Origin of the sequence: Mycobacterium kyorinense, assembly GCF_002101735.1 — a bacterium.
Taxonomy (GTDB): domain Bacteria; phylum Actinomycetota; class Actinomycetes; order Mycobacteriales; family Mycobacteriaceae; genus Mycobacterium; species Mycobacterium kyorinense.
Genome location: NZ_LQPE01000038.1, coordinates 50,270 through 61,578 on the forward strand (window position 1 = coordinate 50,270; position 11,309 = coordinate 61,578).

Annotated in this window: 11 protein-coding genes and 2 pseudogenes; 6 read left to right on the top strand and 7 right to left on the bottom strand. The window is 66.8% G+C overall.

Annotated elements, in window-relative coordinates; genetic code table 11:
* Positions 1-114 precede the first annotated feature (114 nt).
* A complete protein-coding gene (locus AWC14_RS29140) occupies positions 115-453 on the bottom strand; it encodes a hypothetical protein (RefSeq protein WP_081968122.1) in 339 nt (112 codons plus the stop codon).
* 191 nt (positions 454-644) lie between these two features.
* On the opposite strand from AWC14_RS29140, the gene rbpA reads away from it, so the two are divergent.
* Complete coding sequence (rbpA, locus tag AWC14_RS06875) at positions 645-983, top strand: RNA polymerase-binding protein RbpA (RefSeq protein ID WP_057003129.1); 339 nt, start codon at positions 645-647, stop codon at positions 981-983.
* A gap of 40 nt (positions 984-1,023) precedes the next feature.
* Here rbpA and AWC14_RS06880 read toward each other — a convergent pair.
* The 4 genes and pseudogenes from AWC14_RS06880 to AWC14_RS06895 form a co-directional block, all read right to left on the bottom strand.
* A pseudogene (locus AWC14_RS06880) lies at positions 1,024-1,847 on the bottom strand (polyprenol monophosphomannose synthase); the annotation flags it as partial.
* 129 nt (positions 1,848-1,976) lie between these two features.
* A pseudogene (lnt, locus tag AWC14_RS06885) lies at positions 1,977-3,782 on the bottom strand (apolipoprotein N-acyltransferase); the annotation flags it as partial.
* Positions 3,775-5,307, bottom strand: a complete 1,533-nt coding sequence (locus AWC14_RS06890; RefSeq protein ID WP_081968160.1) for an amidohydrolase — start codon at positions 5,305-5,307, stop codon at positions 3,775-3,777. The gene AWC14_RS06890 and the pseudogene lnt, both read right to left, overlap by 8 nt.
* Before the next feature lie 70 nt (positions 5,308-5,377).
* Positions 5,378-5,797, bottom strand: a complete 420-nt coding sequence (locus AWC14_RS06895; protein WP_045379408.1) for an FxsA family protein — start codon at positions 5,795-5,797, stop codon at positions 5,378-5,380.
* 67 nt (positions 5,798-5,864) lie between these two features.
* On the opposite strand from AWC14_RS06895, the gene AWC14_RS06900 reads away from it, so the two are divergent.
* Entirely contained in the window at positions 5,865-6,575 is a 711-nt protein-coding gene (locus AWC14_RS06900; RefSeq protein WP_045379564.1) for a dienelactone hydrolase family protein, read from the top strand.
* Positions 6,576-6,794: 219 nt separating this feature from the next.
* Here AWC14_RS06900 and AWC14_RS06905 read toward each other — a convergent pair whose 3' ends face one another.
* Positions 6,795-7,331 (bottom strand): hypothetical protein, encoded by a 537-nt coding sequence (locus AWC14_RS06905; RefSeq protein ID WP_142281586.1) that lies wholly within the window; start codon positions 7,329-7,331, stop codon positions 6,795-6,797.
* A gap of 277 nt (positions 7,332-7,608) precedes the next feature.
* Between AWC14_RS06905 and AWC14_RS06910 the strand changes: the two genes are divergently transcribed.
* The 4 genes from AWC14_RS06910 to AWC14_RS06925 all read left to right on the top strand — a co-directional run bounded on the left by AWC14_RS06910 (position 7,609) and on the right by AWC14_RS06925 (position 10,619).
* Positions 7,609-7,944 (top strand): type VII secretion target, encoded by a 336-nt coding sequence (locus tag AWC14_RS06910; protein WP_085241056.1) that lies wholly within the window; start codon positions 7,609-7,611, stop codon positions 7,942-7,944.
* Positions 7,935-9,695, top strand: coding sequence for a hypothetical protein (locus AWC14_RS06915; RefSeq protein ID WP_057003127.1), 1,761 nt, complete (start codon positions 7,935-7,937; stop codon positions 9,693-9,695). The genes AWC14_RS06910 and AWC14_RS06915 overlap by 10 nt, the downstream gene beginning before the upstream one ends.
* Positions 9,692-10,105, top strand: a complete 414-nt coding sequence (locus AWC14_RS28025) for a hypothetical protein (RefSeq protein ID WP_142281587.1) — start codon at positions 9,692-9,694, stop codon at positions 10,103-10,105. The genes AWC14_RS06915 and AWC14_RS28025 overlap by 4 nt, the downstream gene beginning before the upstream one ends.
* 94 nt (positions 10,106-10,199) lie before the next feature.
* Positions 10,200-10,619: a hypothetical protein gene (locus AWC14_RS06925; protein WP_428838953.1), complete on the top strand. Its 420-nt coding sequence runs from the start codon at positions 10,200-10,202 to the stop codon at positions 10,617-10,619.
* A 261-nt stretch (positions 10,620-10,880) separates the two neighbouring features.
* Here the strand turns inward: AWC14_RS06925 and AWC14_RS06930 are convergent, their stop codons facing one another.
* Complete coding sequence (locus tag AWC14_RS06930) at positions 10,881-11,261, bottom strand: PPOX class F420-dependent oxidoreductase (protein WP_045379418.1); 381 nt, start codon at positions 11,259-11,261, stop codon at positions 10,881-10,883.
* Positions 11,262-11,309: the final 48 nt, after the last annotated feature.

Genomic DNA, 11,309 nt, shown 5'->3' on the forward strand with positions numbered 1-11,309 from the left:
GGAATGCGGCCGAGTCACGAAAGTCGGTGAGCCGGGAGCGCGGCCAATACCGGCGTTGCCCAGCGATCCATGGCGCGACTGTACAGGTCACAGCTTGGAGACGGTCAGTCGCGGTCAGCGCCAGCCGTCGGCCGCTTTGGCCGCCCGCACCAACGCGTCGCACAGCTCGCGCAGTTCGGTCGCGCCGGCTCCCTCCTCGAGCGCGGTCGCGACGTCCTCGGCGGCACATCGCACCTGATAGACCCGGTCGGACAGGTCAGCGGCCTCATCGGCGGACAACACGACGGCGTCCGGCGGCAACGTGGGGCCGTTGGCCCCGTTCACCGAGGCCCGCTGCTCGTAGGCGCGCTGTCGGCAGGACTGGCGGCAGTATTGCCGGCGGCGGCCCATCCCGGTGTCGGTCACGTCGCGGCCACACCAACGGCATGGCTGCGGTCGGGTACGGCGGCTCACGGCCCCGACTTTAACCGTGGCGATCGCAAGCGCGGCGGAGCCGCGCGCCGCGAAAGCGGCCCCCGCGCCGCTGTCCCGGTATCATGGGGGGGTTGCGTCGTACCGCCCGGCGCCGAAGAGGCCACAGGGAACTGCGCGGACCGCCACAGCGTTGTCCAGCCCGAAGAGAATTGCACTGGAGGAGTTTCACGATGGCTGATCGTGTGCTGAGAGGCAGCCGCCTCGGAGCGGTGAGCTACGAGACCGACCGCAACCACGATCTGGCGCCGCGTCAGATTGCGCGGTATCGCACGGAAAACGGCGAGGAGTTCGACGTTCCGTTCGCCGACGACGCCGAGATCCCCGGCACCTGGCTGTGCCGCAACGGGATGGAAGGCACCCTGATCGAGGGTGACCTGCCCGAGCCGAAGAAGGTCAAGCCGCCGCGTACGCACTGGGACATGCTGCTGGAGCGCCGCTCGATCGAGGAGCTCGAGGAGCTGCTCAAGGAGCGCCTCGAGTTGATCAGGTCGCGCCGCCGCGGCAGTTGACGCGCCGGTGTTCCGCAGCGAGCGTGCGTAAACCCGGCAATTAGTCCGGCGTGTCGACCGGCGACACGCACGCTCGCGGCTGGCGGGACAGGCGGCCGTTGATGCCCCACTGGGCGACCTTGACCAGCGCTTCGCGGATGTTCGACCCGCTCATCTTGGACACGCCGAGTTCTCGCTCGGTGAAGGTGATCGGGACTTCGACGACGGTGAAGCCGTTGCTGACCGTGCGATAGGTCAGGTCGATCTGGAAGCAGTAGCCCTTGGAGTCCACGGCGTCCAGGTCGAGCTTCTCCAGCACCGCGCGCCGGTAGGCGCGGTAGCCGGCGGTGATGTCATGGACCCCGATCCCCAGCAGCAGCCGTGAATAGGTGTTGGCCACCTTGGACAGCACGATGCGCCGCCACGGCCAGTTGCGGACCGTGCCGCCGTCGACGTAACGCGAACCGATCGCCAGGTCGGCGCCCGCATCCACCGCGTCCAGCAGGCGGTGCAGCTGCTCGGGCGCGTGGCTGCCGTCGGCGTCCATCTCGACCAGCGTCGAGTACTGCCTGCCCAGGCCCCAGGCGAAGCCTTCGAGGTAGGCCGCCCCCAGCCCGTTTTTGACCGTGCGGTGCATGACGTGGATCCGCTCGGGGTCGGCGGCCGCCAGCTCGTCGGCAAGCTGTCCGGTGCCGTCGGGGCTGCTGTCGTCGACCACGAGCACGTGCACGTCGGGACGGGCCTCGTGCAGTCGACGCAGAATCAGCGGAAGATTCTCCCGCTCGTTGTAGGTAGGGATGATCACCAGCGTGCGCTGAGTGGGACGGTCGCCCGTCATATGGCTCCTTTGTCTGGCCCTCACCGGGCGGAATGTCGGCCGCCCTCGTCGAGCGGTTCGTCGTCCTCGTCGATCAGGTCCTCGTCGGGCGGCTCCTCGTCCGTTTCCTCCGACGCGAGGTCCTCGGATCCGTCCGCGGGCGCGGCCCGTCGCATCGGCCGAAGCCAGCGGCGATCAGGACGCGGGAACCACCCATTGTGCAGTATTCCGGCCAGAATGGCGCCGACGCCCGCCAGGACCAGGATCCACTGCACGACCGGCCCCCAGCGGGTGGCCGGCGTCAGCGTCGTCTTGAGCCGCACCTGGGTGTCCAGGTAAGCCGGCTCGAAGAAGTCGGTGCGGTCCAGCTCCCGGCCGTCCGGCGCGATCACCGCGCTGACGCCGACGGTGCCGGCGACGACGACATAGCGGTCGTGCTCGACGGCGCGCACCTTGTCGAACGCCAGCTGCTGCTCGCTCATGGTCTGGTCGAAGGTGGCGTTGTTGCTGGGCATGGCCAGCACCTGGGCGCCGTTGCGCACCGATTCGCGCGGGGCGCGGTCGAAGATTACCTCCCAGCAGGTGGCCACCCCGACCGGGATGCCCGCGGCGTGCACCACGCCGCTGCTCTGGCCCGGCACCATGTGCCCGGCCCAGGCGGCGAATCCGGACAGGTGCTTGAAGAGCCACGGCCAGGGCAGATACTCCCCGAACGGTTGGACGATCTGCTTGTTGTGGCGCTCGGCCGGCCCGCTGCCCGGATTCCAGACGATCACCGTGTTGGTGTATGCCGGCTGATCCGGCGGCCGGTTGGGGACGTCGAGCACCGTTCCGACCAGGATCGGCGCGCCGATCGCCGCCGCGGCCGCCGTGATCAGCTGACCCGCGTCGGGGTTGGCCAGCGGATCGATATCCGACGCGTCCTCGGGCCAGACGACGAACTGGGGTTGCGGGACGCGCCCGGCGTGCACGTCGTCGGCCAGCCGCCGCGTCTCCCGGACGTGGTTGTCGAGCACCGCCCGGCGCTGGGAGTTGAAGTCCAGCCCGAGTCGCGGCACGTTGCCCTGGACCGCGGCGACGGTGACGACGGGCTCGTTGCCCGCGCCCGTCCCGGAATGCCGGACCGGCGGCCACACGGCGACCGCGGCGAACAGCACCACGCAAATGCAGGCGGTCGGCAGCATGACCGCCGGGACACGCTCCGCCCGTTGCGGGCTCTGCCACCAGGACACGACCTCGACCGTGATCGCGGTTGCGGCGCACCCGATCAGCACGATTCCCAGCGACAACAGCGGGGGGCCGCCGAGCCGGACCAGCGGCAGGAACGGGCCATCGGTTTGACCGAATGCCACCACGCCCCAGGGGAATCCGCCGAAGGGGCCGGTCGACTTCAACCACTCCTGAGCCACCCACACCAGCGCGAACCACACCGGCCAGCCCGGCAACCGGCGCACCGCGACGGCCGACAGCCCGAAGAGGGCGGGGAACGCCGCGGATACCGTCGCCAGCGCTATCCAGGGCATCGCGCCGACCAGCGCACCGATCCACGGCAGCAGCGGCAGGTAGAACGTCAGCCCGAACAAGAAGCCGTAGCCCAGTCCGCCCGCCGGCGTCGTCGCGGCCCGGGTCAACACCCAGGCCAGCAGCGCGAACGCGACGACGGCGGCCCACCACCAGTTGGTCGACGGGAAGCTGGCGTAGAGCAGCAGCGCCGCGGCGATGGTGGCGCCCAGCCGCAGCAGCCGCGGCTTCAGCGCGTCGCCGATCCTCGGCAGCCGCGCCAGGATTGCAGTACCGAGCGCGGCAAGGCGGGCCCGGATCGCCTCGCCCGGCTCTGGTCGGGTCCGGTCGGACGGTTCCGGACTGCCGTCGAACTCGTCGAGGTCGTCGAAGTCGTCGAGGTCGTCATCCTCGTCCGGTACGGGGATCTCGCCGGTGGCGTCGTCGTCGACCAGCGGAAGGATCTCGGTGGCGTCGTCGAAGCGCCGCCGTTCCTCAGCCATGGATAACCGCACCCCGGTGCACAGTTTGCCGGCAGCGCGGCAGCGCCTCGCCCGGCGCCAGGCGCGGCAAAGCGGGCACCCGCGAGCGTGGGTCGGTCGACCAGCGCTGCACCGCGTTGTCGGGGGCGGCGACGTCGAGTTCGCCGACGTCCCACACTGCGTACGACGCGGGCGCGCCAGGCGCCAGGGAGCCGGTCAACCCGTCGCGAACTCCGGCGGCGCGCCACCCTCCGCGGGTGGCGGCGGCAAACGCCGCCCGCACGGACACCGCGCTGTCCGGAGTGTGGTGATGAGCCGCGGCCCGCACGCTCGCCCACGGATCGAGGCCCGTCACCGGAGCGTCGGATCCGAACGCGAGAGGCACGCCTTGGGATGCTAACAGCGCAAACGGGTTCAGTCGGCTACCTCGATCGCTGCCCAGTCGGCGGGCGTACATGCCGTCGCTGCCGCCCCACAACGCATCGAAGTTGGGCTGCATGCTGGCGATGACGCCCCAGGCGCCCAGCTTGGCCGCCTGCTCGGCGGTCACCATCTCCAGATGCTCCAACCGGTGCCCGCAGCGGGCGACCGCGACGGTCCCGAGCTCGTCGACCACCCGCTCGAAAGCCGCGACCGCGGCCGACACCGCAGCATCACCGATGACGTGGAAACCCGCCGTCACACCCGCCTCGGTGCAGGCCCGTAGATGCGCGGTGATCGCCTCCGGCTCGAGGTAGCAGTTGCCGGCAGTCTCCGGGGCGTCGGCGTACGGCTCGTGCAGCCAGGCGGTGCGAGAGCCCACCGCGCCGTCGACGAACAGGTCACCGGCCAGCCCGAGCGCGCCGGTCTCGGCGACGAGTTCGCGGGCGCGCGCCGCGCTGTGCACCGCTTCGCCCCAGTAGCCGATCACATCGACGCCGTGCTCGACAGCGCGCAGCGCCTCCCAGTCGTCGGGGCCGCCGATTTCCGGACCGGCGCACTCGTGCACGGCGACGATGCCCGCTGCCGCGGCGGCGTCCAGCGCGGCGATGCGGGCTTGGGCCAATTGAGCGGGGCTGAGCAGGTCGCGAGCCGCGGCGCGGACCAGGTGATGCGCGTCGCCGGCCAGCGGCAGCTGGTCGGCAACGCCGTCGGCCGCCGCCAACTCCGGAGCGCGCCGCCGCAGGGCGGTCGAGGCGAGCGCTGAGTGGACGTCGATTCGGCTCAGGTAGACGGGCCGGTCGCCGAGCAGCGCATCGAGGTCGGCCGTGGACGGCGGGCTGTTTTCCGGCCAGGCGGACTCGTCCCAGCCGTGGCCCCACACCAGCCGATCGGGGTGCGCGGCGGCGTGGTCGGCGATCAGCTGCAGACAATGCTGCCGCGACGTGGCCGCACGCAGATCCAGGCCAGTGAGCGTCAGGCCGGTGGCGGTGAGGTGGATGTGGCTGTCGACGAACGCGGGCGCGACAAAACTGCCGGCGAGGTCGACGATGTCGGCGTCGGGGAACTGGCCGCGGCCGACGTCGTCGCTGCCCAGCCAGGCGACCACGCCGTCGCGGACCGCCATCGCGGTGGCGTCGGGGTGGGTCGGGCTGTGCACCCGGCCGTGCAGCAACAGGGTTGTCACAGCCGCAAAACTAAGGCAGTCGGGGCGGCTCGACGTCGATAACGTCGATGACCTCGCCGTCGATGACGTCGGGCCGGGCGGGAGTGACCAGCGGGCGGCCGATGCGGCGGGCAACCATCGCGACCACCAGCGGGCGGGCGACTGTTCGCATGGGCGGGAAGAGCAGCAGCAGCCCGACGACGCTGGTGACCAGCCCCGGGACGACCAGCAGCGCGGCGCCGAGCGCGGTCAGCGCGCCGTCGGTCACCGGGCTGCGGCCCGCCACCATGTCTGCGAGTTGGCGCTTGACCCGCGATCCGGCCAGCGCGGCGCCGACGACGACGGTGCCCAGCAGCACCAGCAGCGTCCACCCGAGCCCGATCATGTGGGCCAGCGCCACCACCACTGCGAGCTCGATAAGGACGTAACCGAAAAACAGTCGCGACACCATGTGATGCCAACGCGCGCGCCTGTCGCGGGAGTTCCGTCGCCGCGCGCGGCGCGGTTAGATGTCTGTCGTGACGACAATCCAGATGGACACTCCGGCCGGGCCGATCGATGCGCTGCTCGATGTTCCCGACGGGCAGGGCCCCTTTCCGGGCGTGGTGGTGATTCACGACGCCATCGGCTACGGACCGGACAAGGAAGCGGTCAACGACCACATCGCCGCCGCGGGATACATCGCGATCACCCCGAACCTGTTCGCGCGCGGTGGCCGGGCACGCTGCGTCCCGAAGGTCATGCGCGAGCTGCTGACCCAGCGCGCCGGCCCTGCTCAGGACGACATCCTGGCTGCCCGCGACCACGTGCTGTCGTTGCCGCAGTGCTCCGGCAAGGTCGGCATCGCCGGTTTCTGCATGGGCGGCCAGTTCGCATTGGTGATGTCGCCCAAGGGTTTTGGCGCCTCGGCGCCGTTCTACGGCACCCCGCTGCCCCGCCATCTCGACCAGGCGCTGGACGGGGCATGCCCGGTAGTGGCCAGCTTTGGCAGCCGCGACCCCCTGGGTATGGGGGCTCCCTCGAAGCTGCAGCGGGTTCTGGAGCGCAAGGCGATCCCCAACGACGTGAAGGTCTATCCGCGCGCCGGGCACAGCTTCGCCAACAAGCTGCCGGCCCAACCGCTGCTTCGCATCACCGGTTTCGGCTACAACCAGGCCGCCACGCAGGACGCGTGGGCGCGGGTCTTCGCGTTCTTCAGGGAGCACCTGCGAACAGAAGCGGCCAAGTAGAGCCCTAGATTCTATTTCACCAAGAAATACCCACCAAACACCCTGGGCGACAAGGGATACCGGCACATCGTGCTAAGGTGTTGGGTAAGCCCGGCTAGGGTCGGGTCAACAGCGGCCCTGTCTTGGGCGCCCAACTCAGCGCAGCCATCTCCGCAGAAATCCTCACGCCCAGCGCGATGGACGCAATTTTGTCACGCGGCATGCGCGAGGCTGCCAAGACTACACGCGGGGCTGATGCGTGAGGTCGCGAATTTTCTGGGCATAGTCGGCTTCGATCCGGTTGATCGCGGCGTCCATGCGCTGCAGGCGTTGTTGATAGAGCGCGGCCTGCTCGGCGCGGGCGATCTTGTCGGCAGCCAACACGACGTGGACCCCGGGGTCGTCGATGCTGTCTAGAACTGACCAGTCCCGGGGATCGGTCACGGTGGTGAACGTGTCGGTGTCTACCGCGTAACCCGCGGATTCGATGCGGCCGATCAAGCGGATAAAGGGCTGGCGGCGCTCGTAGATGACATCTTCGGCTTCGTTCATCAGGTCCGCCATCCGGGTCAGCGTCACCGAGATCACCCGCAGCGTCTCAATTTCATCACCCATCTGATTCTCGATGTAGCTGAGGGTGATGGGGGCATCCGCGGGCACCTGAGCAGCCACCGCGCGAGCCTGCCCGAGCAGATCATCCAACACCTGGCACGCCGCCACACCAATTTGGCGATGCCCCAGGTCTTGTTTTAGCGCGCGCCGCCGCTGTTCTAACACCCGACACATTGCATGAAGAGTCTTCACACCACGCCGCCTCGTCGATGACGCTTCGTCGCCATCGAAGCAGTACACCAGCTACCAGTGGTTAGGGGACATCCAGGTGTCGGTCGATGACCCCGAGGCGTATCTACGCCGTTGCAAATCGCGGCGCGATGAGCACCGCACCCAGGCCGAAGTCGACGGCGGATTAGGTTTTGCCGCATCACGTGGTCTTAGGGCGGCGGTAAACTGCTGCCCAAACCCGTAGGCCTGGGCGAGAGAGCGGGCGGTGGTGATGGACGAGAATTTGGGGGTTGACTCGGCGGATGTGCAGTTGGCGGGTGAGCACGTTGACACCCACGCCGCGGATTTGTTGGCCGGGCATGGGGCGGCTCATGAGCGCATCGCTGCTGCCCACGGTGGAGTTATCGGCGAGAGCGCGGCGGCGTTAGCGGAATTGGCGGCGTACTGGACGGACGAAACCGCCAGCCACCACGGCGAGCTTTGTAACCACGCCGACGATTTGCGCACCGCGGCCGACAAATACGACGCCACCGACACCGATGCGCGCACCACCATTGACGCGACCGTTTCGGATTTGGCCGAGCGGATGAGTGCCGGGTGGGGTTGAGCATCGCCGACCTGCAGGAGTGGGATCCCGAGCAGGTCAACGAGATCGCCGAGGCCGCCGCAGCGCGGGCACGGCACAGCCGAGAAGCCGCGCAAAACATTGCGAATCTTCCGGTGTTCACCACTTGGCATGGTGAGGCAGCCACGGCCGCCCAAGAGGCGCTGGCCAAGACCAGCGGCAAAATGGAGCTCTCGGCGCAAGCCGCGTTTCAGGTGTGGGCCGGTGCCGGGCACGCCGCTCAGGAAGTCGCGGCGGTTAAAAAGCAGCTCAGCGAGATTTTCGGCGAGGCGAACGCCACCCCCGCGGTGCACATCGACACCAAGACCAACACGGTGAGCCCACCGGATACCACCGGCATGGCCGACGAGGACGTCGCGAAGATCAAGGCCAAAGTCGAAGATCTGCAACACAAAATCACCGCGCTGCTGACCACCGCCGAGAACACCAACACCGACCTGGCGGCGGTACTTCGGGCGGGCACCGGAACCCAATCGCCGGATGCCCCTGCACATCCGCCTGGCGGTACTCCACCGGCGCAACCCCGCCCGACACCCGCCGACCCGACAGGCAAGCCGCCGACACTGGAAGACCTCGTGCTGGGCCGGGGCCAGCCGTCGGGTCAACAGCCTCCTGCTGGGAGCCTGCCCGACCTGCTGAGCCGGCTTCAACAACAAGCCGGCGTCCCTGGGGCACCGCCGCCTCAGCTCAACTCACCAGACGTGGAGAGCTTCAAGGCGATGGCCCGCCAAAGCATGGCCGCCGACGGTGTGCCGCCCGATCAGATCGAGGCTCGCCTGGCGGCGATGACGGCGAACGTCCAGCAATGGATGAGCAACGGCGGACCCCACGCCGTGCCGCCCACGCCCCAGCGGCCACCGCCCCCGGGATTCGGGGAGGGGTTTGGTGACCGCTGGCGGGCCACCGAACAAGAGATCAAGAACCTTATCGGGCAAGGAGGACCAGGCGCACCCGGCGTCCTGGACTCCTGGAAACAGATGCTCCAAGGCACCGCTGAGACGGCCCAGAACCCGGTGGGCGCGGCGGCCGGCGAAATCGCCAACGCGGTGGGCTCACCGGACCCGGCCTACTACCTGGGCGGCAAAGCCTCCGACGCCGCTGTGGCCCTGCCCGGGATGCTCTTCGGTGGCGAAGGAGCCGCTGTTGCAGGCGAAATGGGCGAGATAGGCGCCGGGGTCCTCGACACCGGACCGGCGGTTTCGCCGCACGCACCGCTCGGCTTCGATCATCCTCCCATTTACAATCCGTGGGCAGACCAGGCGGCCATGGATCTCAATCACGCGTTCGCGCACGGTGGACCTACCCCCCAGCTCAGCCAACAACTCGCCGACATGTCGACCCACTACATTGGCGACAACCCAGACCGAGTAGTCCTGGGCAAGTGGGCCGGCCCAGAAGACGGCTACATCGGCGAAGCCCGAGCCAACGGCGGAATCTACTTCGACACCGGCAACCCATCCTGGGACGCCCTCACCAACGGACTCACCGACGCACAAGAGCGAGGACTGGCCTGGCAAGTCAACGAACAGTTCCTCAGCACCCAAATGGAGGACGGTGTGTCCCGCATCGAATACGTTGTACCCAAAGGATTCTCTTCGCTTGAAGATGTGGTCCGTTCAGATCCGAAGTCCTTTTCTGCGATGGAGATTCGGTACCTAACCGAACACGCGGCCGAATACGGATACGAGCGAGTCGGGAATTCCTGGGTCCGAATAGAAGGCGGCCAGCCGTGACGGACGGTTTTCCGGCAGAAGTCGAAGCGGTTGTCGGCCCGTTATTGGCTGACCTCGGGTTTACGCTAGATGAAGTCGACAACAATGTTGATGAAGGAGGGCGGCGGGGTTCTGTCGTTTACTACCGGTCCGACGACTGTAAAATACAAGTCTACAGATCCTCGCGGGAGGGTAGTGTGAATTGCATGATCGCACCGCTGGATGCGTCAAACGTATTTGGTCTTTCCGACCAATCTTACAAATGGCAGTATTTCACAAAGTTTTCCCCAGCGGTCAATGTGTCGCTCGAAGAGTTGGTTCAGCAAGTCAGTTTTGAACCTCAAACCGATAAAGAGCAACTGGAGTGGGTGAGAGATCGCATCGTCGAATATTTTGACGTAGCCCATGCCGGTATTCTCGAAATGGAATGACAGCGATTGCCATCCAGCCCAGGAAATGCTCAGGCCGCTTTCTTGTCCGAAAATAGCTCAGCACGGCGCCGCACGAGTTCGTGCCAGGTGTATCCTGAGTTCCGACAACCCCTTGGACGATAAATCCAGGGAACTTCAAATCGAAATCGATCGGCTTTCGGAGAAGCTGGGCGACCGCACTATGCCAGTCGGAATGCGGACTAAGGACGGCCTCAATATTTTCATCGCCGACGACGGTTCATATCATTTCGCTTTCTATGAGCGCGGAAAGCTCGGTTTCGACCGGTCAGGCAGCCTCGATGACCTTCTCTACTGGTACTGCGAAGGCATAGTCACGGGCCAAGCGGCCAAATGGGTGGGGGATCGGGCACAACGCTTCAAATACGAGTACGAAGTATTGAGTCGCTTCAGTGTTGACTGGGCGAAAAGGCGGGTGCGTGAACTCGCCGCTCTCTTCCGCAATGGGCAGCCAGAGGACATTGCCTTACTTCCCGACATTGGCGAGTCGCTATGACACCCTCGCTGCATTTACGAACGCCGCAAGCCTGGCCGTCCTCACCAATGGACGCAATGATGCACAAGGGCGACGCTTGGTCGGACACATCCACGACGCGGGTGCATTACCCGTCGTGCTCAATTAGGTTGCACGGCTACATATTTCAAGGACGTCAGTTACTCCTTCAACGCTGGCCCGCGTGAATCGTCCGCTCAATCGTCCTCCCGAAGCCTTCAATAGTTAACTACCAGAAGCCGGCTGCACCTGTGGAGGTTAAAATCACATGGAGCTCAGCTCGATTCCGACGTTCTTCTCCATGCCGCCGCGCATTTTGCTGAAGAAGTTGAACACCGCGCCGACGATTCCGTACTTGTCGCCGATGGCCTGGTAGACCGAGCCGTTGTAGGTCTTCTCGAGGATGGTGGCCGTCGCCTCGATCGGCTCACTCTTGGGACGGCCGCGAAGGTCGCAGATCGCCAGAGTCACCCGCGGGGTGTTGCGGATCCTCTTGACTTTCCACGACTTTTCCTCGCTGATGACCAGCAACCGGTCTCCGTCAGGCGCCGCCCACACCGGAGTCGGCTTGGCGCGTCCGTCCTTGGTGAAGGTGGTCAGCAAGACGTAGCGCGACTTCGCGAGGTCGGCAAAGGTGGGTGCCACGGCACCGAATCTACCGGCGAGCAGCCGCAAAATGACCCTAAACCGGGC

Bases quoted from the DNA above. Each gene is read 5' to 3' on its own strand.
- rbpA (WP_057003129.1), top strand. From the start codon at position 645: ATGGCTGATCGTGTGCTGAGAGGCAGCCGCCTCGGAGCGGTGAGCTAC.
- AWC14_RS06890 (WP_081968160.1), bottom strand. From the start codon at position 5,307: ATGGCGGTCCGCGACGGCGTGGTCGCCTGGCTGGGCAGCGACGACGTC.
- AWC14_RS06895 (WP_045379408.1), bottom strand. From the start codon at position 5,797: ATGGTGTCGCGACTGTTTTTCGGTTACGTCCTTATCGAGCTCGCAGTG.
- AWC14_RS06910 (WP_085241056.1), top strand. From the start codon at position 7,609: ATGGACGAGAATTTGGGGGTTGACTCGGCGGATGTGCAGTTGGCGGGT.